Annotated in this window: 23 protein-coding genes; 14 read left to right on the forward strand and 9 right to left on the reverse strand. The window is 66.6% G+C overall.

The genetic code is table 11. The annotated features are described in order from the left end of the window. Positions 1-6: 6 nt before the first annotated feature. Genes ACQKOE_RS13445 through hemN form a run of 4 tightly spaced genes read left to right on the forward strand, consistent with a single transcriptional unit; the run spans position 7 to position 3820 of the window. Positions 7-2076, forward strand: a complete 2070-nt coding sequence (locus ACQKOE_RS13445; protein ID WP_427513376.1) for a heavy metal translocating P-type ATPase — start codon at positions 7-9, stop codon at positions 2074-2076. After that, positions 2073-2234, forward strand: coding sequence for a cbb3-type cytochrome oxidase assembly protein CcoS (gene ccoS, locus ACQKOE_RS13450; protein WP_374589563.1), 162 nt, complete (start codon positions 2073-2075; stop codon positions 2232-2234). Before ACQKOE_RS13445 ends, ccoS begins: the two co-directional genes overlap by 4 nt. Further along, complete coding sequence (locus tag ACQKOE_RS13455) at positions 2231-2461, forward strand: hypothetical protein (protein ID WP_427513232.1); 231 nt, start codon at positions 2231-2233, stop codon at positions 2459-2461. The genes ccoS and ACQKOE_RS13455 overlap by 4 nt, the downstream gene beginning before the upstream one ends. Before the next feature lie 45 nt (positions 2462-2506). After that, a complete protein-coding gene (gene hemN, locus ACQKOE_RS13460) occupies positions 2507-3820 on the forward strand; it encodes an oxygen-independent coproporphyrinogen III oxidase (RefSeq protein ID WP_427513233.1) in 1314 nt (437 codons plus the stop codon). A 73-nt stretch (positions 3821-3893) separates the two neighbouring features. Here the strand turns inward: hemN and ACQKOE_RS13465 are convergent, their stop codons facing one another. After that, positions 3894-4202, reverse strand: coding sequence for a GIY-YIG nuclease family protein (locus ACQKOE_RS13465; protein ID WP_427513234.1), 309 nt, complete (start codon positions 4200-4202; stop codon positions 3894-3896). Positions 4203-4508: 306 nt separating this feature from the next. Between ACQKOE_RS13465 and ACQKOE_RS13470 the strand changes: the two genes are divergently transcribed. Together ACQKOE_RS13470 and ACQKOE_RS13475 are read left to right on the forward strand one after the other, a co-directional pair. After that, entirely contained in the window at positions 4509-5264 is a 756-nt protein-coding gene (locus ACQKOE_RS13470; RefSeq protein ID WP_427513235.1) for an SDR family NAD(P)-dependent oxidoreductase, read from the forward strand. Continuing rightward, a complete protein-coding gene (locus ACQKOE_RS13475; protein WP_427513236.1) occupies positions 5264-6775 on the forward strand; it encodes an acetyl-CoA acetyltransferase in 1512 nt (503 codons plus the stop codon). Before ACQKOE_RS13470 ends, ACQKOE_RS13475 begins: the two co-directional genes overlap by 1 nt. Positions 6776-7089: 314 nt before the next feature. Here the strand turns inward: ACQKOE_RS13475 and ACQKOE_RS13480 are convergent, their stop codons facing one another. Next, positions 7090-9126 carry a protein-disulfide reductase DsbD family protein gene (locus ACQKOE_RS13480; protein WP_427513237.1) on the reverse strand — a complete coding sequence of 679 codons (2037 nt, stop codon included), beginning with the start codon at positions 9124-9126 and terminating at the stop codon, positions 7090-7092. A gap of 95 nt (positions 9127-9221) precedes the next feature. Between ACQKOE_RS13480 and ACQKOE_RS13485 the strand changes: the two genes are divergently transcribed. Both ACQKOE_RS13485 and ACQKOE_RS13490 read left to right on the forward strand, forming a co-directional pair. After that, complete coding sequence (locus tag ACQKOE_RS13485; RefSeq protein WP_427513238.1) at positions 9222-10901, forward strand: alkaline phosphatase family protein; 1680 nt, start codon at positions 9222-9224, stop codon at positions 10899-10901. Between the two features lie 331 nt (positions 10902-11232). Further along, complete coding sequence (locus ACQKOE_RS13490) at positions 11233-12447, forward strand: FAD-dependent monooxygenase (protein ID WP_427513239.1); 1215 nt, start codon at positions 11233-11235, stop codon at positions 12445-12447. A 137-nt stretch (positions 12448-12584) separates the two neighbouring features. Here ACQKOE_RS13490 and ACQKOE_RS13495 read toward each other — a convergent pair whose 3' ends face one another. The 3 genes from ACQKOE_RS13495 to hemC are packed head-to-tail and all read right to left on the reverse strand — an operon-like array spanning position 12585 to position 15117. Beyond that, entirely contained in the window at positions 12585-13424 is an 840-nt protein-coding gene (locus ACQKOE_RS13495) for a hypothetical protein (RefSeq protein WP_427513240.1), read from the reverse strand. Between the two features lie 60 nt (positions 13425-13484). Further along, on the reverse strand, positions 13485-14222 hold the full coding sequence (locus ACQKOE_RS13500) for a uroporphyrinogen-III synthase (RefSeq protein ID WP_427513241.1): 738 nt from the start codon (positions 14220-14222) through the stop codon (positions 13485-13487). After that, positions 14194-15117, reverse strand: a complete 924-nt coding sequence (gene hemC, locus ACQKOE_RS13505) for a hydroxymethylbilane synthase (RefSeq protein WP_427513242.1) — start codon at positions 15115-15117, stop codon at positions 14194-14196. Before hemC ends, ACQKOE_RS13500 begins: the two co-directional genes overlap by 29 nt. 43 nt (positions 15118-15160) lie before the next feature. Here hemC and tsaD point away from each other — a divergent pair, with 43 nt between their 5' ends. From tsaD to ACQKOE_RS13525, 4 genes are read left to right on the forward strand one after another with little or no spacing between them, the layout of a single operon-like run. Next, positions 15161-16300 carry a tRNA (adenosine(37)-N6)-threonylcarbamoyltransferase complex transferase subunit TsaD gene (tsaD, locus tag ACQKOE_RS13510; RefSeq protein ID WP_427513243.1) on the forward strand — a complete coding sequence of 380 codons (1140 nt, stop codon included), beginning with the start codon at positions 15161-15163 and terminating at the stop codon, positions 16298-16300. Then, complete coding sequence (locus tag ACQKOE_RS13515) at positions 16297-17292, forward strand: NAD(P)H-dependent glycerol-3-phosphate dehydrogenase (protein WP_427513244.1); 996 nt, start codon at positions 16297-16299, stop codon at positions 17290-17292. Before tsaD ends, ACQKOE_RS13515 begins: the two co-directional genes overlap by 4 nt. Further along, positions 17289-18770 (forward strand): lipopolysaccharide biosynthesis protein, encoded by a 1482-nt coding sequence (locus ACQKOE_RS13520; protein WP_427513245.1) that lies wholly within the window; start codon positions 17289-17291, stop codon positions 18768-18770. Before ACQKOE_RS13515 ends, ACQKOE_RS13520 begins: the two co-directional genes overlap by 4 nt. Positions 18771-18786: 16 nt before the next feature. Beyond that, positions 18787-19509: a hypothetical protein gene (locus ACQKOE_RS13525; RefSeq protein ID WP_427513246.1), complete on the forward strand. Its 723-nt coding sequence runs from the start codon at positions 18787-18789 to the stop codon at positions 19507-19509. Positions 19510-19642: 133 nt separating this feature from the next. Here ACQKOE_RS13525 and uvrB read toward each other — a convergent pair whose 3' ends face one another. From uvrB to ACQKOE_RS13540, 3 genes are read right to left on the reverse strand one after another with little or no spacing between them, the layout of a single operon-like run. After that, complete coding sequence (uvrB, locus tag ACQKOE_RS13530) at positions 19643-21829, reverse strand: excinuclease ABC subunit UvrB (protein WP_427513247.1); 2187 nt, start codon at positions 21827-21829, stop codon at positions 19643-19645. A gap of 42 nt (positions 21830-21871) precedes the next feature. Further along, on the reverse strand, positions 21872-22255 hold the full coding sequence (locus ACQKOE_RS13535; protein WP_427513248.1) for a DUF5615 family PIN-like protein: 384 nt from the start codon (positions 22253-22255) through the stop codon (positions 21872-21874). A 14-nt stretch (positions 22256-22269) separates the two neighbouring features. Further along, positions 22270-22911, reverse strand: coding sequence for a DUF433 domain-containing protein (locus tag ACQKOE_RS13540; RefSeq protein WP_427513249.1), 642 nt, complete (start codon positions 22909-22911; stop codon positions 22270-22272). A 541-nt stretch (positions 22912-23452) separates the two neighbouring features. Between ACQKOE_RS13540 and ACQKOE_RS13545 the strand changes: the two genes are divergently transcribed. Next, on the forward strand, positions 23453-24229 hold the full coding sequence (locus ACQKOE_RS13545; protein ID WP_427513250.1) for an SDR family NAD(P)-dependent oxidoreductase: 777 nt from the start codon (positions 23453-23455) through the stop codon (positions 24227-24229). 172 nt (positions 24230-24401) lie between these two features. Here the strand turns inward: ACQKOE_RS13545 and ACQKOE_RS13550 are convergent, their stop codons facing one another. Next, positions 24402-25118 (reverse strand): Crp/Fnr family transcriptional regulator, encoded by a 717-nt coding sequence (locus ACQKOE_RS13550; RefSeq protein WP_427513251.1) that lies wholly within the window; start codon positions 25116-25118, stop codon positions 24402-24404. A gap of 144 nt (positions 25119-25262) precedes the next feature. On the opposite strand from ACQKOE_RS13550, the gene ACQKOE_RS13555 reads away from it, so the two are divergent. Continuing rightward, positions 25263-25619: a hypothetical protein gene (locus ACQKOE_RS13555; RefSeq protein ID WP_374591588.1), complete on the forward strand. Its 357-nt coding sequence runs from the start codon at positions 25263-25265 to the stop codon at positions 25617-25619. The last annotated feature ends 5 nt before the right edge of the window (positions 25620-25624 follow it).

Raw genomic sequence — 25624 nt, forward strand, 5'->3', positions numbered from 1 at the left:
CCCGGAATGCATTGCGCCGGGTGCATGGCCAAGGTCGAGCGCGCGCTGGCCGCCGTTCCTGGGGTCAGTAACGCCCGCGTCAACCTGACAGCCAAGCAGGTCCGCACCCAGCACGGCGCGGAAGTGGAAGCGGCTGACCTGATCGCCGCGCTGGAAGCGGTCGGCTTTGCCAGCCAGCCGCGCACCGAAGAGCTGACCAGGGCGCCCTCTGCGGTAAAGCCGCTGCTCGCGCCGCTCGGCGTGGCGGCCTTTGCCTGCATGAACGTGATGCTGCTCTCGATCTCGGTCTGGTCCGGGGCAGAGGGCACCACGCGCAACCTGTTCCACTGGATTTCCGCCCTGATCGGCGTTCCGGCGATTGCCTATTCGGGAATGCCGTTCTTCCGCTCGGCCTGGGCCGTGCTGAAGCGCGGGCGGACCAACATGGACGTGCCGATTTCGATCGGCATCGTCCTGGCCACCGGCCTCAGTTTCTACGAGACGATGGTCGGCGGGCACGATGCCTATTTCGACGGCGTCCTGATGCTGATCCTGTTCCTGCTGGCCGGGCGCACGCTCGACGCGATGATGCGCGACCGCGCCCGCGCCGGGGTGGACGCGCTGCTCAGCCAGGCTGCTCCCGGCGCCAGCGTCGTTTCCGCCGATGGCAGCCTGCAATGGGTAGCCGCCGCCGATCTTGAACCCGGCATGGTCATGCGCATTGCCGCTGGCGAGCGCCTTGCCGCCGATGGCGAGATCGTGAACGGAGCAAGCGCGTTCGACCAGTCGCTGCTGACCGGGGAAAGCGCGCCGGTCCCGGCCCGCACGGGCGCGCTGGTCCATGCCGGGACGCTCAACCTGGATGCGCCGGTCGACGTGCGCGTGACTGCCGCCGGAGCCGATACCTCGCTGGCCGAGATTGCGCGGCTGATGGACGCGGCAGAGCAGCCGCGCTCGGTCTATGTCCGCATCGCCGACCGCGCGAGCCGGCTCTATGCACCCGCCGTGCACACCCTCGCGGCGCTCAGCTTTGCCGGGTGGATGCTCTATGGCGCGGGCTTCCATCACTCGATGGTGATCGCGATTGCCGTGCTGATCATCACTTGCCCCTGCGCTCTGGGCCTGGCCGTGCCGGTCGCGCAGGTCGTGGCGAGCGGTGCGCTGATGCGCGAAGGGATCATGGTCAAGGACGGCAGCGCGATCGAGCGCATGGCCCTGGTCGACCGTGTCCTGCTCGACAAGACCGGATCGCTGACCCTGGGCAAGCCGGAACCCGATGCGCAGGTCGTCGCCAGCCTGGATGACGAGGCGGCGGCGATTGCCCTGGGCCTCGCCTCGCACAGCCGTCATCCCCATTCGCGCGCGCTGGAATCCGCGCTGCTGGCCCGCGGCCACCGCGCCGTGCGGGTCGAAGGCGTGGCGGAAACCGCCGGGATCGGCCTGTCCGGCACCTGGAATGGCCGCGCCGTCTCGCTGGGCCGCAACGACGCTGCTGACGTAGTATCGACCACGCTCCGGATTGAGGGGCGGATCGACGGGCGCGGCGAAGTGCTGATCCCCTTTACCGACAAGCTGCGTCCCGATGCCCATGCCGCGCTGGACCGCCTCAAGGCGCTGGGCCTGAAAGTCTCGCTCCTGTCGGGCGACAATGCGCAGGCCGTGGGCGAAGTCGCGGCCGATGTCGGGCTGGAGGCGCAGGCCGCCGCCAACCCCGCCGAAAAGCGCGAAGCCATTGCCGCCCTGCAAGCGCAGGGGCACAAGGTGCTGATGGTCGGCGACGGGCTGAACGACGGTCCCGCGCTGGCCGCCGCCGATGCCTCCATCGCGCCCGGTTCGGCCAGCGATGTCGGGCGGCAGGCGGCTGACCTGGTGTTCCTGGGAGACTCGCTCAACGCCTTGCCACGCGCCGTGCTGGCAGCGCGGCGCACGATGCGCGTGGTCCGGCAGAACTTTGCCCTGGCGATTGGCTACAACGTCTTTGCCGTGCCGCTGGCCATCATGGGCTATGTCAATCCGATGATCGCGGCGGCGGCCATGTCAGGCAGCTCGCTGATCGTGGTGGCCAATTCGCTCCGACTGGTGAGGGCCGCGAAATGAACGGACTGCTGCTGCTGTTGCCGATTGCCCTGGGGCTGGGCCTGCTGGGCCTGATCGCGTTCTTCTGGGCGCTGAAGCGCGGCCAGTTCGAAGACCTGGACGGTGCGGCCAACCGCATTCTCTATGACGACGATGAAGAGGAAGGACCGCACGGATGATCGGGGCAAAGTTTGGCATCGTCGCGCTGATCCCGGCCATGCTCAACCTGACGGTCGTGACCGGCGGGGAAACCATCGCTGTCCAGATCTGCACGGGTGACGGGCAGGTCCACACCGTGCAAGTGCCCGTTGGCGGCGGGTCCGGCGATGGCAGCAGCCAGGCGCTGTGCTGCGCCAAAGGGTGTCATACCGGCGGCGGACGCAAGCGCGCGGCGGAAAATAATTGAGCCTGCGCAATGTTTCGCGCGTGAATCGCTGGCACAGACCAGCCAATGTGGAACTATTATCCCGAATTGCTTGAAACGCCCGTACCGCGTTACACCAGCTTTCCGACCGCTGCCGAATTCGGCCCGGGCGTAGGTGCGGATGACGCAGACGCGGCGCTTCATGCTGCGCGCGGGGACGTTTCGCTTTATCTCCATGTGCCGTTCTGCGAGCAGATTTGCTGGTACTGCGGCTGCAATACCGGCGCGGCGAACAAGACCCAGCGCCTCGCCAGCTATCTCGACGCGCTGCACCGGGAGATTTCGATTACCGGGGTGCGGCTGGACCGGGATGTGCGGGTGCGGCGGATCGCCTTTGGCGGCGGCAGCCCGAACGCGATTTCGCCCACCGATTTCGTCCGCCTGATCGACGCGCTGACCCTGCACATGCCGCTCGACAATCCGGCCTGGTCGATCGAGCTCGATCCCCGCACGCTGACGCGGGACTGGTGCCAGGTCATGGGCATTGTCGGCGTGACCTATGCCAGCCTGGGGGTGCAGACCTTCGACCCTGGCCTGCAAGCCGCGATTGGCCGGGTGCAGCCGGACAGCCTGATTGCCGATGCGGTCGACATGCTGCGCGCGGGCGGAATCAGTTCGCTCAATTTCGACCTGATGTACGGCCTGCCGGGGCAGACGCTGACCGCGCTGGAACAGACGCTGGAGCGGACCGTGCAACTCGGCGCAGACCGCATCGCCCTGTTCGGCTATGCCCACGTTCCGCACCTGATTCCGCGCCAGCGCCGGATCGATGCGACGGACCTGCCGGGACAGGAAGAGCGCTTTGCCATGGCCGAATTCGGCTATCGCCTGCTCACTGCCGCCGGATATGTCCCGGTCGGCTTCGATCACTTCGCGCGGCCCGGCGATCCCATGGCCCTGGCGGTGGAGCAGGGCACTCTGCGGCGCAATTTCCAGGGCTTCACCGATGACCAGTCGCGCACCCTGCTGGGGCTGGGCGCTTCGGCCATCGGCTGCTTCCCGGACCTGCTGGTCCAGAATGAAAAGAACGCGGGCCGGTACCGGATGCTGCTGTCGCAAGACCGCCTGCCCGCCACCCACGGCATTCGCCGCAGCCTGGACGACCAGCGCCGCGGCGCCGTGATCGAAGCGCTGCTGTGCCACGGAAAAGCCAGCCTCGATGCCGACCTTGCCACCGAAGCGGCAGCGCGGCTGGCCCCCTTCACCCAGCGCGGCCTGGCGCGGCTGGAGGCGGGCGTGCTGACCATCGAACCCGGCGGCCTGCCCTATGCCCGCACCATCGCGGCGCTGTTTGATCCCTACCGCCAGGATTCTGTGCGGCGGTTCAGTTCGGCGGTTTGACGTCTGGTTTTGCCAACCCGGCTTCGACAAGCTCAGCCTGAGCGGGGTGTTTTGTGGCGTTTTAAAACACCGCTCAGGCTGAGCTTGTCGAAGCCGGGTTGGCCACCCGCTTTCTAGCCAGCGCCTGGATCAGTTCCCAATCGCCAGCAATCAAAGCCTCTTTCTTCGCCCGGCCCCAGCCTTTCAGCTTCCGCTCAACCCAGAAAGCCTGATCGCGCTCTGCGAAGGTATCGCACCATGCCAGCGTAACGGGCCTGCGTTTTGCCGTGTAACCGCCCAGCGTGCCCGCCTGATGCTGCGCCAGCCGGAACTCCAGGTCTTCGGTATGCCCGACGTAATAGCTGCCATCGTTGCACCGCAGGAGGTAAACGGAAAAGGCCATGGCTTGCGTGTAAATGGAACGGTAGAACCGGCCAAGCGGCTTTTCCAGATTGCAAGGCAACAAACCCCGCTCAGGCTGAGCTTGTCGAAGCCGGATTGGTCAGCGCAAACCCCGGACAAAAAGAGAGCGGCCGTCACGAGGTAAGGCCGCTCCAGTTGGGGAGAATTGGTAGGACCGGTCTGGCCGCTTCCCGCCCCTCCTGCCTTGACCATGATCAAAGATAGAAAATTCATTCTACAACCTGCGCCAAGAAGGGCTTGCGCGGCTTAATCGCTCGGTTAAACGGAGCGGGAAGGAGAGTTTGCTGTGGATCTATCACTGTCTGGCCGGATTGCGCTGATTACTGGAGCATCGTCGGGATTTGGCGCCCATTTCGCCCGGTTGTTCGTGCGCGAAGGGGCGCGGGTGGTGATCGGGGCGCGGCGGGTGGACCGGATTGCGGCCCTGGCCGAAGAGCTGGGCGATACCGCCCTGGCCGTGGCGATGGACGTGACCGACGAAGCTTCGATCATCGCCGCCTATGACGCGGCAGAGGAGCGGTTCGGCGTGGTCGATACGGTGGTGGCGAACGCCGGGGTTTCGGCCGACGGGCGCTCTACCGATGTCACGGCGGCGGACCTGAACGGGCTGGTCGCGACCAACTTTACCGGAGTTTACCTGACCGCGCGCGAAGGGGCGAAGCGGATGATCGCGGCGGGCTTCAAGGATGGGGAGCGCGGGCGAATCGTCCTGATCGGCTCGATCACGGCGGAACTGACCGCGCAGGGCGATGCCGCCTATGCCGCGAGCAAGGTGGGCGTTGCGCACCTGGGCCGCCAGTTCGCGCGCGAATGGGTGCGCCAGGGCGTGAACGTCAACACGATCCAGCCGGGCTATATCCAGACTGAGATCGCCGGGGACTGGTTCCAGACCGAAGGGGGCCAGCGCCAGATCGCCAACTTCCACCGCCGCCGCATGTGCCCGATCGAGGCGCTGGATGCGCCGCTGGTTTTCCTTTGCTCCGATGCCGCGCGCCATGTCACCGGCGCGGTGCTGACCGTTGACGATGGGCAGGTGCTGTGATGGACGACAATACCCCGGTAATCATTGGCGTTGGCCAGTATTCGGAGCGCGTGGGCGAACCCGGCTATGCCGAGATGAGCCACATGGACCTGGGCGGGGCGGCGCTGAAGGCCGCCTTTGCCGATGCCCAGGCGGCGCAGGACCTGGGTCCGGCGCTCGATACCCTGGCCGCGATCCGCCAGTTCGAGATTTCGGCCACGCGCTATTCCGCGCCGTTCGGCCATGCCAACAACACCCCGCGCGCGATCGCCAGCCGGGCCGGAGCCAATCCCACGCGGGCCATTCTGGAAGTGGTCGGCGGGCAGGGGCCGCAGCGCCTGGTCGGCGAACTGGCGGCAGAGATTGCCGCGGGCCGGTCAAAGATGGCCGCCGTGGTCGGCTCCGAAGCGATTTCGACCATGCGCGCGCTGATGAGCCGGGGCGAAAAGCGCGACTGGTCCGAACAGCACGAAGGCAGTCTGGAAGATCGCGGTCCCGGATATGACGGGGTGGTCGATCGCACTTCGATCAAGCACGGCGTCGGCGCGCCCATCGCGGGCTATGCCATTGCCGAGAACGTGCGGCGCGAGCGGCTGGGCCTATCGCTCGACGATTACCGGCTGGAGATCGGCAAGCTCTTTGCGCCTTTCACCCAGGTCGCTGCCGCCAACCCGCACAGCGCTGCGCCGACCGCGCGCAGTGCCGAAGAACTGGCCACCCTGACCGAGCGCAACCGTCTGGTCGCCGAACCCTATGGGCGGCTGGTCGTGGCGCGCGATCAGGTCAACCAGGGCGGGGCGATTGTCCTCGCCAGCGTGGCCGAGGCGCGCCGCCTGGGCGTGCCGGAAAGCCGCTGGGTCCACATCCACGGCGTGGCCGACTGCGCCGAGCCGTCGATGCTGGGGCGCGAGAACCTGGAGAAGAGTCCGGCGGCTGTTTCGGCAATCTCAACTGCACTTGAGGTTGCTGGAAAGCGCTGGGAAAACATAAGCGCGGTGGACCTTTACTCGTGCTTTGCAATCCCCGTTTTCAACTTGCTCGACGCCTTCGGCCTGGACCGCGACGATCCGCGCGGCTGGACCCTGACCGGCGGCCTGCCGTTCTTCGGTGGGGCCGGAAACAACTATTCCGCGCACGGCATTGCCGAGGCCGTCCAGCGCTGCCGCGCCGCGCCGGGCAGCTTTGCCCTGGTCGGAGCCAATGGCGGGATCATGAGCAAATATGCCGCCGGGGTCTATTCGACCGAAGCCGCCGACTGGTCGCAAAGCCGCTGGCACAGCCTGGACAAGGTCAAGCCGGTGTTCGGCGTGCTGGACGCCCATGACGGCGAGGCGGTGGCCGAAAGCTTCACCATCCAGCCGGGCAAGGAGGGCGAGACGGCCACCTTGGTCGCCCGCGTCGGCCAGGCCCGCGTTCTGGCCAACAGCCACGATCCGGCAATCTGCGCCGAGCTGCGCGCCGGCAAGGTAAGTGGCCGAACGGTCCGCATCGAAGCGGGCGAGGGGGAGGTCAACCGGTTCTGGTTTGTGTGAGGGCGGCTGACCGGCCCGGCTTCGACAGGCTCAGCCTGAGCGGGGTTGGGAATTCGCTGCCAGAATCACGTCACCCCGGACTTGATCCGGGGGCCAGGGTTCCGAAGCTTGCGTTGCCTAGATGGCGCTGGGCCCCGGCCTTCGCCGGGGTGACGTTGCCCTTTAACCGTTCGTGGTGAGGAGGGGCCGAAATCGTAGATTGAGGGCCCGTCTCGAACCACAGCCTTGGGGCTGTCCTTCGAGATGGCCCTTCTGCCTGCGGCTTCAGGGCCTCCTCAGGACGAACGGAATTGAGGCCTGTTCGGCAGCCGCCCTTACTTCCCCACCAGTCCCGTCAGCGTCCCCACGCTCAGCACCTGCGGCAATTGCTGCGGGGCGCCGCCTCCTGCCGGGTACCAGATGTAAAGCGGCACGCCCGCTGCGCCCTGGGCGGTGAGGTAGCGGGTGATGGCGGGATCGCGGCGGGTCCAGTCGCCGCGTAGGACCACTACGCCGGCCTTGGCGAAGGCGGCGGCGGTTTCCTCGCGCTCGATCGCGGCGCTTTCGTTGACCTTGCAGGTCAGGCACCAGTCTGCGGTCATGTAGATGAAGACCGGCTTGCCGCTGGCCCGCGCCTTGGCCAGAGCGTCCTCGCTGAAGGGCTGGCTGGGCAGGACCGAACTGACCGCCGCGCTGCCCTCGCGCACCATGCCGGGCAGGCCCGCCGCGCCGAACAGCACTACTGCACCCAGCATCGCCCACCAGCGCGCTCCCGCCGAGCGGCCATGACGCTGGCGGCGGCCCAGCAGGACCAGTAGCGCCATCACGATCACGGCCAGCAGGCCCGCCGCAAGGGCAAAGCCGCTACCGGCAAGGCGGCTTGCCAGCCACAGCAGGGCCAGCGCGGTAAGGCCCATCGGCACGGCCATGGCCTTGCGGAACCAGACCATCCAGGCCCCCGGACGCGGCAGCATGGCGCGCAGGCGCGGGACATAGGCTATGGCCAGGAAGGGCAGGGCGAGGCCCAGGCCCAGAGCTGCAAACAGTGCCAGGGCTTCCGGCACGGGCAGCAGCAGCGCTGCACCCATGGCAGCGGCCATGAACGGCCCGGTGCAGGGCGTCGCGGCAAAGGCGGCGAGCAGGCCGGTGGCGAAGGCGCCCTGCGGCGATCCGGCACTGGCAAAGCCGGGGACGGCGAACTCAAACACGCCAAGCAGGTTGGCGGTTATCGCGGCGGCGAGCAACAGCAGGCCAGCCACGACCAGCGGCTCTTGCAACTGGAAGGCCCAGCCCACTTCCTGCCCCGCCGCGCGCAGGGCCAGCAGCAGCACGCCCAGCGCCAGACAGGCCAGGACGACGCCCGCCGTATAGGCCAGCCCTTCGGCGCGGGCGTGGCTTTCGCTTTCCCCGGCGCGGGCGAGGCTGAGCGCCTTGAGCGAAAGGATCGGGAAAACACAGGGCATGACATTGAGCAGCAGGCCGCCCGCCAGCGCGGAGAGCAGCAGCACCCACAGCGCCGGGGTGGCATTTGCGCCACCGGCAAGCGGGGTGCCGCCGGCCGGAACCGCGCCGCGCTCAGCCTCCAGCATGACCCCGTTGCCCGCCGCGTCAAAGCGCAGCACGGCGGTCAGCCGCGCGGGATCGAGCGGTTCGAACCTGGCGCGGGGCAGTTCCACCACCAGCCGGTCGCCATCGCGGAAGAAGGCTTGCAGCGCCGCGTAATCGACCACGCGGTGCTCGCCCAGGAACAGGTGCGGGCGGTCCAGCGGCACAGCGGCGGGCAGCGGAATGGCGATCCGCACCTTGCCGCCATCGACTGAAAAAGCCGCCTTGGCACCAAGGGGCGCGGGCAGGGCCGCGCGCCACTGGTCAAACCGCGCATCGGGCGCGGCGGGCGTGCCGACCGTGACCTGGCCGGTCAGTTCCGCCTGTTCCGGCACGCAGACCTGATCGGTGCAGGCCAGCCAGTCGAGCTTTACCCGCACTGGCAGGCGCGTTCCGGGTGCCACATTGGCAGGCAGGGTCAGCGTGGTCAGTACGGCATATTCGTGCTCGTAAACGTGGTTCATCAGGCCGGAGACGATCAGCGTCTGCGGCACCGGATAGGCCAGTTCCCCCGCCTTGGCCCCGGCAGGCAGGGTCCAGGTCGGCGTCAGGCCCAGGCCCGCATCGCCCGGATTGTACCAATAGCCGTGCCAGCCCTTGTCCGGCTTCATCAGGAAAGCGACCTGCACCGTTCCGCCCGGCGCGGCGCTGCCTTCCACCACCAGTTCCGGCTTGATATGCGTCGGCGCGGCCAGCACGGGGGCGGCCAGCAACAGGGCGCAAAGCTGCAACAGCAGTGTAACAAGGCGGCGATAGCTGCGGGCCACTTCTGGACAACTCCTTTGCTGTGCCTCTTGCACTTAGCCCGGGGCAGGGGCAACAGACTGTTCAACACAAGCCGTACCTATTTTAGGGAAGTTCCATGCGCCGTATCGCTTCTTCACTTGCCGTTTCGCTTGCTCTTGCCCTGGCTGCGCCCGCGGTTGCCGAGACGGCGCAAGCCCCTGAACAGGTTGCCGCCGAAACGCCTGCTCCGGCCAATCCGCCGCGCCTGATCGTCGCGGTTTCGATCGACCAGTTCAGTGCCGATACCTTCGCGCAGTTCCGCCAGCATTACAGCGGCGGCTTTGTTCGTTTGACGGGTGGCGTGGTCTTCCCCTCGGGCTATCAGTCCCACGCTGCGACCGAGACTTGCCCCGGCCATTCCACCCTGCTGACCGGCACGCATCCCTCGCGCAACGGGATCATTGCCAACACCTGGTACGAACCCGATGGCCCGCGCGGGGACAAGCCGATCTATTGCGCCGAGGATCAGACCGATCCCGCCAGCTCGCCGCGCAACCCGGTGGTTTCTGCCCGCAACCTGAAAGTGCCCACCCTGGGCGAAATGATGAAGAGCGTGAACCCGGCCAGCCGCAATGTCGCCGTTTCGGCCAAGGACCGTGCCGTGGTGATGATGGGCGGGCACAAGATCGACGCCGCCTGGTGGTGGAAGGGCGGCTCCTTCGTCAGCTTCAAGGACCGCGCGCCGACCGCCGCAGTGCAGGCCGTGAATGCCAAGGCAGCCGCAACGATCAAGGCAGGGGCCAAGGCCATGCCGATCCCGGTGTGGTGCAAGGCGGCGGACCGCGCCGTTCCGGTGGGCAAGACCACGCTGGGCACGGGCCGGTTCGCGCTGGAGGCGGGCAAGGAGAACCAGTTCCGCATCTCGCCCCGGATGGATGCCGCCACGGTTGACCTGGCCATCGGCCTGGCTGACGAAATGAACCTGGGCAAGGGCGCGGCGACCGACCTGCTGTCCGTCTCGCTGTCCGCCACGGACTATGTCGGCCATGCCACCGGCGTGGCGGGCGCAGAAATGTGCATCCTGCAGAACCAGCTCGATCAGGATCTGGGCCGCCTGTTCAAGCACCTCGATGCCAAGGGGATCGACTATCTGGTCGTGCTCAGCGCGGACCACGGCGGGCTCGACATGCCCGAGCGCATGGACCAGCAGGCCTTTCCGGCAGCCGAGCGCGCGGATGTGTCGCTGACCCCGGAAAACCTCTCCAAGACGGTCGCGGCCAAGACAGGGATCACGGTTGAAGGGCCGCTGGTGTTCGGCGATGCCCCGGCGGGCGACCTCTATGTCAGCCGCAAGCTGACCCCAGAGCAGCGGACCAAGGTGATTGCGGCACTGGTCGAAACGCTCAAGGCCAGCCCGCAGGTCGCCGATGCGGTGACGGCGGAGGAACTGGCGGCCATGCCGCTGCCCACCGGCACGCCGCAGGAATGGAACCTGCGCAAGCGGGCGCGCCTGTCCTATCAGGCCGGGCGGTCGGGCGACGTGCTGCTGATCCTCAACCGCGCCGTAACGCCCATTCCGGAAGCCATGCCCGGCGCCTATGTCGCCACTCACGGCAGCGCCTATGACTATGACCGCCGCGTGCCGATCCTGTTCTGGCGCAAGGGCCTGCGCCCCTTTGAACAGCCGCAGCCGGTGGAAACGGTCGACATCGCGCCGACCCTGGCGGCGGTGCTGGGCCTGAAGGTTGCCGATGGCACCTTCGATGGCCGGTGCCTGGACCTCGACGGCGGGGCAGGGGATACCTGCGCGAAGTAACGCACTTGTTCCATCGCTCGTTCGTGGTGAGGAGGGGCCGAAACTGCAAGTTGAGGGCCCGTCTCGAACCACAGAGTTGCAGGCAGTCCTTCGAGACGGCCCCTCAGCCTGCGGCTTCGCGGGCCTCCTCAGGACGAACGGGCAGGAACAGGGGGCACGCAAAGGCGTGGGGCCGGTTTTCCCCGGCGCTGTCGCTGAGGGTGCAAAAATTCCTCTTCATTCGTCATTGCGAGCGTAGCGAAGCAATCCAGGGCCGTGTAGAACCGCCCTGGATTGCTTCGCGGCTGTGCCGCTCGCAATGACGATTCCGTAAAGAGGCCAGAGGTTCAGCATGACCGATAAACGCGATCTCGTGATCCTGGGCGGCGGGCTGGTGGGCATGACCCTCGCGCTGGCGGCTGCGCGGCAGGGGATCACCAGCCACGTGATCGACAAGGCCCTGCCCGAGGACCTGACCGCAGAGGGCGTGGATGGCCGCGCTTCGGCGATTTCCACGGCCAGCTGGAACCTGTTCTGCAATATCGGGCTGGAGGATCGCCTCGCCCCGCTGGGCTGCCCGATCGAGGCGATTGCCGTGACCGACGGGATGAAGCCGGGGCGGATCGACTTCAAGCCGGAGCCGGGCGACGGCACCCTGGGCCGGATGTATGCGAACCGCGACATTCGCCTCGCCCTGTTCGATGCGGCGCGGCAGGAACCGGCGATTGCCTGGTCCAGCGGCGTCGAGCCGGTGGAGCGCACGCGCGGTGAACATGGCGTGGCGGTAACGCTCAGCGACGGGCGCACGGTGGAAGGCAGCTTGCTGATCGGAGCGGAAGGGCGGCAGAGCCCGACGCGCAAGGAAGCCGGCCTTAATTCCGCGCGCTGGGATTACAGCCACCGTGCTTTCGTGACCGGCATCACCCACGAAAAGCCGCATGGCGGGGTGGCCTGGGAAATCTTCTATCCGGCGGGGCCGCTGGCCCTGCTGCCGCTGCTCGACCTGCCCGATGGCCGCCATCGCAGCGCGGTGGTCTGGACCTTTGACGAAAAGGATGCAGCCGGGATTTCGGCGCTGAGCGATGCAGTCTTCGTGGGCGAAATGGCGCAGCGGTTGCAGGGCATTTTCGGCAAGATCGAGCTTAGCGCGCCCCGGATGAGCTATCCGCTCAACTTCCACCACGCCCCGCGCATTGTCGAGCAGCGGCTGGCGCTGGTCGGCGATGCGGCGCACGGCATGCACCCGATTGCCGGGCAGGGCCTGAACCTGGGCCTGCGCGATGTCGGCGTGCTGGTCGAATGCCTGGCCGAAGGAATGCGGCTAGGGCTGGACCCCGGCGACGCGCAGGTTCTCGCGCGGTATGAGCGCTGGCGCAGCCTGGACAACACCACCGTCATGGCGACGACCGACGCGATCGTCCGCCTGTTCGGCGTGCCGGGCCGCCTGCCCAGCCTGATCCGCCGCATCGGCATGGCCGGGGTGCAGCGCTCGGGCTGGCTCAAGCACTTCTTCATGGACGAAGCGCGCGGAATGTCCGGAGACTTGCCGCAATTGCTGCGGGCTTGAGGTTGCGGCTGACGAACAGGGTGGAGGCCAACCCGGCTTCGACAGGCTCAGCCTGAGCGGTTTTTGAAGCCGGCACCAATCTCCCCCGCTCAGGCTGAGCTTGTCGAAGCCGGGTTGGTTGGATCCGCGCCAACCAATCAGACGGTAGGCGCAGGCGCCGGATCGACCGCCGGGCCGGGTTGGCGGACTGCTTCGCCGTTACCGGCCTTCAGCTTCTCCGGTTCGGACAGCGCCGCCTGCTCGATCTGGTCGAGCGCCTGCATCGCGCCGGAATAGCGCTTGGCCTTGGCGATCCAGTCACCCGCAGCGGCGCGACCGGGGAGGCCTGCGACCAGTTCCGCAGCGGCATCGACCTGGCCGGTTCGTAGCAGCAGCTGGGCCTGGGCGAGGCGGCTTTCCACGTTGCTGGTGCCAGGCGCGGTGCGGTGCACCACGAACAGGTCCGACATCTGGCGGCGCAGGCGTGACCAGGCGCCCTGTTCCGGGCCTTCGCCGGACAGCACGGGCGTCAGCTGGTTCAGCTCGGCGCTGAGTTGCACGAGGGTTACCGGCTGCTTGGCCGCGCCAATCACGGCATCGACCGCCGCCGGGCGAGCCGTGCCAAAGCGCAGGCGCAGCTGTTCTTCGAGATAGCCCAGTTCCGCCCCGCGCTCCACCGCGCGGCGGGCGGCGAGGGCGACCAGCAGGGCTTCGGCCCGGGCAGTGTTGCCTTCGGCTGCGGCAGCCTGAAGGTCGATCCGGGCGAGGCGCTGCTCCAGGCTGGCGATGTGCTGTTCCAGCGCTGCCGTAGCGGGCGGAGCGGGATTGACGGCGGTTGCGGGCGGAGCGGCCTTGTCCGCCATGCCGACCAGTTCCACGCCGCGCTCGATCGCCAGCTTTCCGTCCCAGACCAGCCAGCCGATCAGAGCCGCGCTGGCGACCAGGGCCAGCAGCAGCCCGCCAAGCAGCGCGCGCAGCAGTCCGCCGGATCGGCTCACGGGCAATTGCGGTGAGGAGGTGTGATCTACTGGCATCTAGTCCCTTGATTTCGCGTCGGGTCAGCGCGCCCCAGGCAGGGGGTCTTGGCACATCTGGCGCGCCAATGCCAGCAAGGCCGTGTCATCGGGATAGGGAATCGACGCGACTTCGCCCCAGCCATCGCCCGCAGCCGCCACGATCCGGGGCGACAGGGCTGCCAGCCGCAAGGGCGCGCGGCGAATGCCGTGGCGCACGCACTCCGCCGCCAGATGCCGCGCCGCTTCGGCCGAATGCAGCGTGACGATGGCTGGACTGCGCAGCAAATCGACCAGTTCCGGCGGCATTTCGCGCGGCAGGCTGGCATAGACCACGCGTTCGTCCACGGTGACACCCTTGGGCGGGGTCAGGGCAACGCGTTCTTCCCCGGCCAGCCTCAACAGCCGATGGTGCGCGGGGGGAAGCTCCCCCAGCATGGCCTGCATCGAACTGGACCCGGTGGCGGCGACGGCAAAGCCCGCATCGCGCGCGGCACTGGCAGTCGCTTCGCCCACGGCCAGGACCGGCAGGGTTTTGAGTGCGGCCAGGCCCGGTCCGCCATAGCGGAAGACCATGGCGCTGCCGACCAGCAGCGCGTCGTAACGGTCCGGCAGGGCGGTTTCCCAGCTGCGCGGAGCCACTTCGAACAGCGGAAAGCCGTGGACTTCAACCCCGTGCATCGCCCGCGCCTTGGCCATGCTGGCGCTGCAACCTGGTTCGGGGCGGATGATGACCAGCGGAACCGCCATGAAGCTACCTTGCCGGAGGATCGAAATGCTCACGAATGGCCGGACCGGCCTTTCTAAGTAGTTCTCCGGCAAGTCGGGCCGGTCCGTCAAGGTCTGTGGCGGCGAATCTTGCGGTTCCTTCCACACGTTCGCTGCCATCGGGCGAAAGCAGCGCCGCGCGCAGCACCAGTTCTTCGCCCTCTTCCTGGGTCAGCACGGCAATCGGGCTGTGGCAATTGCCGCCCAGCGCCGCCAGCAGCGCGCGCTCGGCAATCACGGCGCGGTGGCTGGGGCCATGGTCGATGGCAGCAAGCAGCGCGCGGGTACGATCGTCCGCTGCGCGCGCTTCGATCGCGATGGCGCCCTGGCCGGGGGCGGGCAGCCACTCGCCCGGATCGAGCGGGGTGCCGAAATGGGCCATGCCCAGCCGGTTCAGCCCGGCCAGCGCGAGCAGGGTTACGTCGGCTTCGCCCGCTTCAAGCTTGGCCAGGCGCGTCTGCACATTGCCGCGAATGCCCACCACCTTGCAATCGGGCCGGGCGTGGAGCGCCTGCGCGGCGCGGCGCGGGGCGCTGGTGCCGATGCGGGTGCCGGGGGACAGGTCCGCCAGACTGGCCGCGCCAACCAGCACGTCGCGCACATCTTCACGCGGAAGGATCGCGGCAATCGCGATTTGCAGCGGGCGGATCGTTTCGACGTCCTTCAGCGAATGGACTGCAAAGTCGATCTCACCGGCGAGCAGCCAGGCGTCCAGTTCCTTGGTCCACAGCGCCTTGCCGCCGATTTCGGCCAGCGGACGGTCCAGCACCTTGTCCCCGCTGGCAGTGACCGGAACGATCTCCACCTCCAGTCCAGGGTGGGCGGCGCACAGGCGGTCGCGGGCTTCATGGGCCTGGGCCATGGCCAGGGGCGAAGCGCGGGTTCCGAGTTTCAGGGGACGGTCAGGCATGGCCGCTTGTCCTATTGCGCAATCTCTCTAAGGGAAAGTGGGCATGGGGATTGTCCTCGGAATTGAATCATCCTGTGATGAAACGGCAGCCGCGCTGGTGGACAGCGAACGGCGCGTTATCGCGCAACGTATCGCCTCGCAGGACGATGCGCACCGGCCCTATGGCGGAGTCGTCCCGGAAATCGCCGCCCGCGCCCATGCGGAGCGGGTAACGCCGCTGGTCCAGGCGACCCTGACCGATGCTGGCATGACCCTGGCCGATGTCGATGCGATTGCGGCCACTGCCGGTCCCGGCCTGATCGGCGGGGTGATGGTCGGGCTGGTCAGTGCCAAGGCGCTGGCCATGGCATCGGGCAAGCCGCTGATCGCGATCAACCATCTGGAAGGCCACGCCCTGTCCCCGCGTCTGGCCGATAGCGCGCTGCAATTCCCCTATCTGCTGCTGCTGGTTTCGGGTGGGCATTGCCAGATCCTGCTGGTGGAAGGGGTGGGGCGCTACAAGCGGCTGGGCACCACGATTGACGACGCCCTGGGCGAGGCCTTTGACAAGACGGCCAAGATCCTGGGCCTGGGCTTTCCCGGCGGTCCGGCGGTTGAACGGCTGGCGCGCGAAGGCGATGCGCGCAAGGTTTCCCTGCCGCGCCCCCTGCTGGGCAGCAGCGAACCGCACTTTTCCTTCGCGGGCCTGAAAAGCGCGGTGCTGCGCGCCAAGGAGGCGCTGGACCGGGCAGGGGCTTCGACAAGCTCAGCCGGAGCGGTGACAGATAGCAATTCCAACCCCGCTCAGGCTGAGCCTGTCGAAGCCGGTTTGGCCAGCGCTCCCTCTGCGCCGCCCTATTCCCACGCCGACATCGCCGCCTCGTTCCAGCTGGCCGCGATTGACTGCGTGATCGACCGCACCCGCAAGGCGCTTTCCGCTTCGATCAAGCCCACCGCGCTGGTCGTGGCAGGCGGGGTCGCGGCGAACCAGGCGGTGCGCGGTGCGTTGGAGGCACTGGCGGCGGAGTTCGGCCTGCCATTCGTCGCGCCCCCGCTGGCGCTGTGTACCGATAATGCGGCGATGATCGCCTGGGCCGGGATCGAACGGCTGGGGCAATCCGATCCGCTCGATTTTGCCGCGCGCCCGCGCTGGCCGCTCGATCCCGATGCGGCCCCGGTGCGCGGAGCAGGGGTAAAGGCATGAGTGCGGCAATCGGAGTAATCGGGGCAGGCGCGTGGGGCACCGCTCTGGCCCAGGCCATGGCCAGCAATGGCAGCGAAGTCCTGATCTGGGCGCGCGAGGCGGAACTGGTTGAGGAAATCAACACCGGCCACACCAACAGCCTGTTCCTCCCCGGCGCCACTCTGGCCCCAACGATCCGCGCCACGGGCGACTTGGCCGATCTGGCCGCGCTGCCGATCCTGCTGGTGGTAACGCCCGCGCAGCATCTGGCGCGGGTGCTGAAGGACCTGCCCGACGCGCCCCGCGATCTGGTGCTCTGTTCCAAGGGGATCGAGGCGGGGACGGGCCGCCTGATGGCTGACGTCGCGGCAGAGGCGGCACCGGGCGCGCAAATCGCGGTCCTGTCCGGGCCGACTTTTGCCCATGAAGTGGCGGCGGGCCTGCCCACCGCCGTGACGCTGGCCTGCGGGGGCGGTGAAGCGCAGTGGCAGCGGCTCTCCGCCGCGCTGTCGCGCCCGATGCTGCGGCCCTATTATTCGGATGACGTAACCGGCGCGGAAATCGGCGGTTCGGTCAAGAACGTGCTGGCGATTGCCTGCGGCGTGGTCGAGGGGCTGGGCCTGGGGCAGAACGCCCGCGCCGCCCTGATCGCGCGCGGCTATGCCGAAATGGTCCGCTTTGGCCTGGCCCTGGGTGGGCGGGCGGAAACGCTGGCCGGGCTGTGCGGCCTGGGCGATCTGGTCCTGACGTGTTCTTCCACTTCCAGCCGCAATTTCTCGCTCGGCAAGGCATTGGGTGAGGGGCAATCGGCGGCGGAGGCCCTGTCCGGCAAGTCCAGCGTGGCCGAAGGCGCGCATACCGCGCCGGTCCTGGCCGATCTGGCGCGCCAGCACCACGTTGCCATGCCCATCGTCGATGCCGTGTGCCGCCTGCTGCGCGGTGAAGCCCCGGCGCGCGGGGTGGTGGCAGAGCTGCTCTCGCGCCCGCTGACCGCAGAGGTGCTGGAAGCATGAGCGAGCCGCGCACCGAACAGCAGGACATCCAGGCCCTGGCCAAGGGCGGGCGGACCAATATCCTTGGCTTCGTCCTGCGGTTGGCCGGGCGCATCCCCTTCCTGTTCATTGCCGGGCGGCTTTACGGGGCGGAAGCTTTGGGCCGGTTCGCCTATGCCCTGGCGATTGTCGAACTGGCCGTGCAGCTCTGCACGCTGGGGCAAAAGCGCGGATTGGCGCAGGAACTGGCGCGCGAAGACGCCCATCCGGCGAACGTCGTGGCAGACGGAATGCTGCTCAGCGCCGCGCTGGCGGCCGTGGTCGCGCTGGGGTTTTACTTCTTCCCGCTGCCGGTGTTCCCCAGCGGGCAGTACAATGAAATCGACCGCCTGATCCCGCTGGTCATGGTGCCGATGGTGCTGACCGACATCGCCTTGTCGGCGCAGGCCTACCGCTTTGACGTTGCCACCACGGTCCGCGCCCGCGCACTGGTGGAACCGTGGACGCTTTCGATCCTGGCCGGGGTGTTGTGGTTCGTCGTGCCGGAGAGCGGCATGATCATCGCTTATATCGCCTCGGTCTTTGCAGCGGCAGCCACGGCGCTGTGGCCGGTTTACAAGACCTATGGCCTGCCGCGCGCGTGGCAGCCCCATCCGCTGAAGCTGGCGCGACTGGCGCTGGGCAATCTCCCGCTCGCCGTGGCCGATGCGGTGGAATGGGGCACGCGGCGGCTGGACCTTGCGATCCTGGGCATCTTTGCCGGGCCCAAGGCGGTGGGGATCTATTACGTGGCGCAGCAGATCGCTTCGCTGCCGCAGAAGTTCAAGACCAGTTTCGAACCCGTGCTCGGCCCGGTCATCACCCGCAATCTCAAGGAACAGAACTACGCCGCGATTTCCAAGCAGGTCTGCCAGGTCGGCTTCTGGATCACCGCCGCGCAGGCGGCTGTGGCCCTGGCATTGGGCCTTCCGGGCGAGGGCGTTATGGGCCTGACCGGTCCGGCCTTCGTGGGCGGGACCGGCGCGCTGGCCCTGTTGCTGACGGCGGAAGTCGTCGCCTCGGCCGCCGTGGTGGCCGAAGCCGCGCTGATCTATGTGAAGCGCATGACCAACCTGTGGATCTCGCTCGCCACGGTGGCGGTGCAGGTGGCGGCCTCGGTCGGCCTGATCCTGCTGGCCAAGCGGATGGGGCTGGGGGAACTATACTGGGCCGCAGCCGTTGCAGCCGGGTTGATGGTTGCGCTGGGCTTTGCCTCGCTGGCCAAGTCGCTGGTCCTGTCGCGGTTCCTGGGCCATCCCGCCAATCCGTGGCGCTGGTCGGTGGTCTGGGCGGCGGCTCCGGCAGTAGTGGTCGGCTGGTTCGTGACCAGCTATCTTCCCGAATGGGCGGAGCTGGCCTTCGGTATCCCGGCCATCCTTGCCGCCTATTGCTGGGTCCTGTGGGTCAAGGGCTTTGGCCCGGAAGACCGCGTGCTGTTCCGCCGCAATGTCGGCGCTTGATGAAGGAAGCCGTGCGATGATGCAGACGATCGAAGCCAACTGGGTCGCCTTTGCCGTGGCGCTGCTGGCCATTCTGGTGGTCGGCTGGCTGCTGCTGGCCCGCGCGCGCAAGGGTGCGCCGCGCCGCGAATACAAGCCCGACGTGCTGGACCAGGGCGCGGCCTCGGTCCACCGCAACCAGGCGCTGATCGACGCGCCCCCAGCCGCGCGGGTGGAGCCGCCGGCAATCGGCGCGGCCATGGCCGGAGTGGCCGAAGCCGTGGCCATCGGCGCACAGGACGTGGTGGAAGAAGCCGCGACCCAGCCGGACTCTCCGCCCGAAATCCAGCCCGCACCCCCGCCGCCGCCTGCGCCCGCGCCGCAGCCGGAAGTGGAGCCGCAGCCTCAGCCTCAGCCGGAAATCGAACCGGCCCCGCAGCCTCAGCCCGAAATCGTCCCCTCGGTCGAGCCCATCCCCGCGCCCAGCCCGCCGACTGCCGCGCCGCAGGGCGACGTGCTGCTGGCCGATGACCTGTCGCGGATCAAGGGCCTGGGGCCCAAGCTGCAGAAGCTGCTCCCCACCCTGGGCCTGTCCACCTACGCCCAGATCGCCGCGCTGACCGAGGCGGACCTGGCGGAACTGGATACGAAACTGGGCGCCTTCGCGGGCCGCCCGGCCAAGGACAACTGGGTCGAACAGGCCAAATACCTCGCCGCCGGGGATACGGCGGGTTTCGAGGGACGCTTCGGCAAGGTTTGAGCGACCCAAACTGTCGTCACCCCGGCGCAGGCCGGGGCCCAGAGCGTCATAAATAGCCTTTGCGTCACGCGCACTGGACCCCGGCCTGCGCCGGGGTGACGGTAAGGGCGGGGCAGGCGGCGCGGTATCCGCCCTACCGCCCCCACTTCTTCTGGGTCTTGCCATAGCGCGTCTTGCGCGTGCCCGGCTTGCCCTCGTTGCTGCGGCCGACGCGGGGGGCCTTGTGTTCGGCCTCGGGCAGGCCGAGTTCGGTGGCCTCTAGCCTCCGGATTTCGTCGCGCAGGCGGCCGGCTTCCTCGAACTCCAGGTCGGCGGCGGCGGCGCGCATCCGGCCTTCCAGTTCCTCGATATAGGCGCGCAGGTTGTGGCCGACGAGGTTGTTGCGCTCGTCGTCCTCGATATCGACCACCACCCCGTCGCGGCTGGCCGCATCGGCCACGATATCGTGGATGTTGCGCTTGATCGTTTCGGGCGTGATCCCGTGCGCCTCGTTATAGGCGCGCTGCTTTTCGCGGCGGCGGTCGGTTTCCGCCATGGCGCGCTCCATTGATCCGGTGATCCGGTCGGCGTAGAGGATCACGCGGCCATCCACGTTGCGCGCGGCGCGGCCGATGGTCTGGATCAGCGACGTTTCGCTGCGCAGGAAGCCTTCCTTGTCCGCGTCCAGGATGCAGACCAGCCCGCATTCCGGAATGTCCAGCCCTTCGCGCAGCAGGTTGATCCCCACCAACACGTCATAGACTCCCAGCCGCAGGTCGCGGATCAGCTCGATGCGCTCCAGCGTTTCGACGTCGGAGTGCATGTAGCGCACGCGCAGGCCCGCCTCGTGCATGAATTCGGTCAGGTCCTCGGCCATGCGCTTGGTCAGCGTGGTGACCAGCGTGCGATAGCCCTTGGCCGCGGTCTGGCGGCATTCCTCGATGCAGTCCTGCACCTGGTCCTCGACCGGACGGATCAGCACCGGCGGATCGATCAGGCCGGTCGGGCGGATCACCTGTTCGGCAAAGACCCCGCCGGACTGCTCCATTTCCCACGATCCGGGCGTGGCTGAAACCGCCACGGTCTGCGGCCGCATCGCATCCCACTCGTTGAATCTCAATGGACGATTGTCGATGCAGCTGGGCAGGCGAAAGCCATATTCGGCCAGCGTGATCTTGCGGCGGTGGTCGCCCTTGGACATGGCCCCGATCTGCGGGATCGTCTGGTGGCTTTCGTCCACGAACAGCAGGGCATTGTCCGGCAGGTATTCGAACAGGGTCGGCGGTGGCTCGCCCGGCAGGCGTCCGGTCAGGAAGCGGGAGTAGTTCTCGATCCCCGCACAGCTGCCGGTGGCGGCGATCATTTCCAGGTCGAAATTGGTCCGCTGCTCCAGCCGCTGCGCTTCCAGCAGCTTGCCCTCGGCGTTCAGCTCCTTCAGCCGCTCGGCCAGTTCAAAGCGGATCGCCTCGGCGGCCTGCTTCATCGTCGGGCCGGGCGTGACATAGTGCGAATTGGCATAGACCCGCACCGAATTGAGGCTGGCCCCCTTCTTGCCCGTCAGCGGATCAAACTCGGCAATCTCCTCGATCTCGTCGCCAAAGAACGAGACGCGCCAGGCCATGTCCTCATAGTGGCTGGGGAAGATTTCCAGGTTGTCGCCCCGCACGCGGAAAGTGCCGCGCTGGAACGCGGCGTCGTTGCGCTTGTATTGCAGGGCCACCAGCTTGCGGATGATCTCGCGCTGGTCCTCGCTTGCGCCCTTTTTCAGGTCAAAGATCATCGCCGAATAGGTTTCGACCGAGCCGATGCCGTAAAGGCAGGATACCGAGGCGACGATGATCACGTCGTCGCGTTCCAGCAGCGAACGGGTGGCGGCATGGCGCATCCGGTCGATCGCCTCGTTCACCGAGCTTTCCTTCTCGATGTAGGTATCGCTGCGCGGCACATAGGCCTCGGGCTGGTAATAGTCGTAGTAGGAGACGAAGTATTCCACCGCGTTGTCGGGGAAAAAGCTCTTCATCTCGCCATAGAGCTGCGCGGCCAGGATCTTGTTCGGCGCCAGGATCAGCGCGGGCCGCTGCGTCGCCTCGATCACCTGGGCCATGGTGAAGGTCTTGCCGGAGCCAGTGACGCCGAGCAGCACCTGCGTCGCCTCGCCATTCCTGATGCCCTCCACCAGCTCCGCAATCGCGGTCGGCTGGTCCCCGGCGGGGGAATAGTCCGACACGATCTTGAACGGCCGCTGCTCCAGCGCCTTTTCCGGACGCGCGGGTTTGTGCGGAACAAAGGCGTCCGTGGTGTCGGGCTCTTCCAGCCCACGGCGGATTATGAGTTCGGCCATGGGCTGGGATATGGGGGGTTATGGGCGGGAGGGGAAGGGGGATCAGCGATGGGTTTTTATGATTGATGGCTGGATCACTAAATGCATGCGCTTGTCGCGGCACTGCTGCGCAATTTGCCACTCAAATTCAATGAATGATATGGCATCTTCTAATCTATTCTTCGATTTGACTTGCGGAATAGACAAATGAATTTTGCTAAGCTTTTTGAACCTTGTTTTATTTCCGGCAGGAATTCTTGGTGCAATTTTCTTAAAATCTCCATCATGGGTCAGCAAAATTGCATCGCTATCTTGCGCCACTTTTGCAACAATTGGATCCGGAGTATCAGTTGCAAGAACGTTGCGAAGCCGAATAACGGTATGGCCGCGTTGCTCTAACCATAAGCAAGCAGATTCTGGGACGCAGTGATCAGCAAAGAAGCGCAATGCAGTGGAAGTAATCAGGCGACATTCCTCAATTTCGTGCGAACAGTTTTAATATCACTTAGTGTCAGATTAGGGTACTCATCGATAATTTCCTGATCCGAGTATCCCTCTTTGATGAAGCCCTCTACGGCGGATACTGGTATTCGGGTTCCTGCAAAAACAGTTGAATTATGCGCGATAAATCGTTTCTTTTCTAGAGATCCAATTTTGTTGACTTCTCTTACTCGAAGAGTTTCTGACCGCCGGGTGACTTCCTCTGCAATGGTTGGCAGCTCGATATGCTTTCCAACATATTGACCATGCCGATCATGGGGAATTTTGTCCAAATTCCAAACGATCTTCTTTTTCCAAACAGCAAGCTGCGTTTCAGACCACGGATTCTTCACCCTCTTTGCAAGTTCCGGATAAGTCTTTCTGAGCTCAGAGAGAGATATTCGATACTTGTCAGTGAGAATGGCAAGTGTGCGAAGGCCAACCAAATCAGTAAACGAATATATCCTGCTGTATGGATTTCCCCGGTCTTCTTCGTCGGAATATTGAGGAGAGAAAAACCCTTCTCTATCCCAACGGGCCAGCCGTGACATAGACAAACCCGTAACGCGAGAAGCGTGTTCGACGCTGAACGCAGCTATGACGTTGCTTCCTTTCTGCGCCATGTCTCCACTTCCCTTCGGGATAAGTGGTTATATTCAGTTGCATATTTCAGCAACAAAAAATGCGTTTGGTCAGCCCATTTTTCTAAGCCTAGGTTACCGCTCACGCCGGGCGTAAGCGTCTGCTTTCGGTCCACGCCCCACACTTTAGAGGCATTTTCCTACTGCGTCTGAATCTGCGAAATGCTGATCATCCCTTTCTCAATGTTACCGTTTATGCCACCTAAAATGTCGCAGCCCGCTCGATCGCACAATCTTGCAGTTCAGTCCCCCGTTCCTCGTCAGAGGAGCCGCCTGTGAGCAATTCACACCTCACACCCCCTCCACCATGCTGCGCATGGTCCCCCTCCCCGGGACGGGGAGGATTGGGGTGGTTTTTTCCTGGTCCGGGGGCGGCGTGGAACCGGCAAGGGCTCGTGCGGCGCGGAGTTGTGCCGGTCCTGGGCTGTTGGAAGAAGTGGACAGGGTGTCAACTGTGTCAACCTCGACAAGGGGGGCGGGGGCGGGCAGGATGGCTTGGGACGGATAACAAGGAGAGCATGGGATGGGCGTGCAATTGAGCCGGTCGGTGGCCGGGCTGACAGTGCTGGTGACCGGCGCGGCGAGCGGGATGGGGCGGGCGACGGCGGAGGTCTTCGCCGGCGAGGGCGCGAATGTGGCGCTGACCGACCTGTCCGGCGGCGCAGTGGAGGCGATTGCGGCTGAGCTGCGGGCCGCGGGGCACTCGGCGCGGGGCTGGGCGCTCGACGTGGCGGACCACGGCGCGATCCGGCGGGTCGTGGATGAAGTGGCGGGTGCCTTCGGCGGGCTCGACGCGCTGGTCAACAATGCCGGGATCAGCGCCTTTTGCCCGATCGATGACGAGGACCATTACGACGCGGTGTGGGACCGCGCCTTTGCCGTGCTGCTGACCGCGCACCAGCGGCTGGTCCGCGCCGCGCTGCCGCATCTGCGCCGCTCGGCCAGCCCGCGCATCGTGAACATCGCCAGCACCGAGGCGCTGGGCGCTACCTCGCGCGACAGCCCCTATAGCGCGGCCAAGGCGGGCGTGACCGGCCTGACCCGCGCCCTGGCGGTGGAGCTGGGGAAAGAGGGGATCACGGTCAACTGCATCTGCCCCGGCCCGATCGATACCGGCATGACCGCCAATGTGCCGGACGGCGACAAGCAGACCTATGCCCACCGCCGCACCGCGCTGCGCCGCTATGGCCTGCCGGAGGAAGTGGCGCACATGACGCTCAGCCTGTGCCTGCCCGCGGCGAGCTATATCACCGGGGCGACGATCCCGGTCGACGGCGGGCTGATGGCGCGCAATGCGTGAGGGTTAGCACCTCGTTCAGTGGCAATGTCCGTTCGTGGTGAGGAGGGAACGGGACTGAGCGAAGCGAAGGTTCGTTCCCGTCTCGAACCACCGCGTGGCGGCGCCGGTCCTTCGTGACGGCGCTTCAGCCTGCGGCTTCAGCGCCTCCTCAGGACGAACGGGGTGGTGGCGCTCACTCCGGGTACACGCCCCGCAGGACGGTGTCGAAATGGGCGCGGATGGTCTGGTTGCAGGCGCAGGCCATCTCCGCCAGGCGGCGCTCGTCGGTGACGGCGATGGACTTGCGGCTGGTGCTGACGATGCCGGCCACGCGGAACCGGCCAAGCACGCGGGCGACGTAGCTGCGGCCCACGCCAAGCAGTTCGGCCAGCTGGTCCTGGGTCAGCTCGACCTGGCGGCTGTTGGAGCGCTGCTGCGCGGCGAGCAGCCAGCGGGCGGTGCGCTGTTCTATGTCGTGCGCGGCATTGCAGGCCGCGGTCTGGAAGATCTGGGCCAGGAAGCAGTCGGCGTAGCGGTCGAACAGGTGGGCGACGCTGGGGTGCGTGATCTTGACGCTCTCCAGGTCGGTCAGGGAAATGCGCAGGAAGGGGCCGCCTTGCAGCACGCTGGCGCGGGCAAAGGCGGGCAGGCGGCCGTGGCTGACCATGCCGCCCAGGGCGCCCTCGCGGCCGACCATCGCGGTTTCGAGGGCCTCGCCGTCCTCCATGACCACATAGAAGCCGGCCACGGCGCTGTGACAGGGGAAGTAGCAATGCTCGATCACGTCCCCCGGCTCGTACAGGGTCGAACCGCTCGCCAGTTCGCTGCGGGTGAGGAGGGGGGCAAGCGCGGCGCGGTCGTCAAGTGCCAGCGCGGCAAGCAGGTTGTTCGCGGCAAGGCGCGCGGTCATGGGGCTTAACGCATTCACGAAACGGGTGGTCCTTCCCAGCCCATGCCTAGGCAATGTACACTAGTGCACAGACGTCGGGCAGAACTTGGTGCAATAACGCCTCTCGGCTCCAATTGGTTCCGGTATGGGAAAGGTTGGTGACGAATGACGAAGCCGCGTACGGCTCTGGTAGTGGAAGAGAGTCCGCTGATTGCCATGAACGCCGAGCAGACCCTGCTGCGCTGCGGCTTCGATGCGGTGCACGTCGCCTGCTCGCCCGTGCAGGGCGCGGAACTGGCGGAAAGCGCGCAGCTGGACTTTGCATTGGTGGCAGTGGAACCGGGCGGTTCGCATGGCCTGGTCCTGGCGCCAATGCTGGCGCAGCGGAACGTGCCCTTTGCCTTTATCTGCGACCTGTCGGACGGAAGCGACGTGCCCTCCGCTTGGAAGGGCACGCCGTTCCTGGCAAAACCTTATACCGAGGCGGAGCTTGCCACGCTGCTCGCCCAGGTTGGGGCCTGAGCCGA

Source organism: Novosphingobium sp. NPDC080210, from assembly GCF_050281025.1.
GTDB lineage: Bacteria > Pseudomonadota > Alphaproteobacteria > Sphingomonadales > Sphingomonadaceae > Novosphingobium.

Bases quoted from the DNA above. Each gene is read 5' to 3' on its own strand.
- ACQKOE_RS13520 (WP_427513245.1), top strand. From the start codon at position 17,289: ATGAGCGAGCCGCGCACCGAACAGCAGGACATCCAGGCCCTGGCCAAG.
- ACQKOE_RS13465 (WP_427513234.1), bottom strand. From the start codon at position 4,202: ATGGCCTTTTCCGTTTACCTCCTGCGGTGCAACGATGGCAGCTATTAC.
- ACQKOE_RS13445 (WP_427513376.1), top strand. From the start codon at position 7: ATGCATTGCGCCGGGTGCATGGCCAAGGTCGAGCGCGCGCTGGCCGCC.
- ACQKOE_RS13545 (WP_427513250.1), top strand. From the start codon at position 23,453: ATGGGCGTGCAATTGAGCCGGTCGGTGGCCGGGCTGACAGTGCTGGTG.
- ACQKOE_RS13475 (WP_427513236.1), top strand. From the start codon at position 5,264: ATGGACGACAATACCCCGGTAATCATTGGCGTTGGCCAGTATTCGGAG.
- ACQKOE_RS13515 (WP_427513244.1), top strand. From the start codon at position 16,297: ATGAGTGCGGCAATCGGAGTAATCGGGGCAGGCGCGTGGGGCACCGCT.
- ACQKOE_RS13555 (WP_374591588.1), top strand. From the start codon at position 25,263: ATGACGAAGCCGCGTACGGCTCTGGTAGTGGAAGAGAGTCCGCTGATT.
- uvrB (WP_427513247.1), bottom strand. From the start codon at position 21,829: ATGGCCGAACTCATAATCCGCCGTGGGCTGGAAGAGCCCGACACCACG.
- ACQKOE_RS13490 (WP_427513239.1), top strand. From the start codon at position 11,233: ATGACCGATAAACGCGATCTCGTGATCCTGGGCGGCGGGCTGGTGGGC.
- tsaD (WP_427513243.1), top strand. From the start codon at position 15,161: ATGGGGATTGTCCTCGGAATTGAATCATCCTGTGATGAAACGGCAGCC.
- ACQKOE_RS13485 (WP_427513238.1), top strand. From the start codon at position 9,222: ATGCGCCGTATCGCTTCTTCACTTGCCGTTTCGCTTGCTCTTGCCCTG.
- ACQKOE_RS13455 (WP_427513232.1), top strand. From the start codon at position 2,231: ATGATCGGGGCAAAGTTTGGCATCGTCGCGCTGATCCCGGCCATGCTC.
- hemN (WP_427513233.1), top strand. From the start codon at position 2,507: ATGTGGAACTATTATCCCGAATTGCTTGAAACGCCCGTACCGCGTTAC.
- ccoS (WP_374589563.1), top strand. From the start codon at position 2,073: ATGAACGGACTGCTGCTGCTGTTGCCGATTGCCCTGGGGCTGGGCCTG.
- hemC (WP_427513242.1), bottom strand. From the start codon at position 15,117: ATGCCTGACCGTCCCCTGAAACTCGGAACCCGCGCTTCGCCCCTGGCC.
- ACQKOE_RS13540 (WP_427513249.1), bottom strand. From the start codon at position 22,911: ATGGCGCAGAAAGGAAGCAACGTCATAGCTGCGTTCAGCGTCGAACAC.
- ACQKOE_RS13525 (WP_427513246.1), top strand. From the start codon at position 18,787: ATGATGCAGACGATCGAAGCCAACTGGGTCGCCTTTGCCGTGGCGCTG.
- ACQKOE_RS13550 (WP_427513251.1), bottom strand. From the start codon at position 25,118: ATGACCGCGCGCCTTGCCGCGAACAACCTGCTTGCCGCGCTGGCACTT.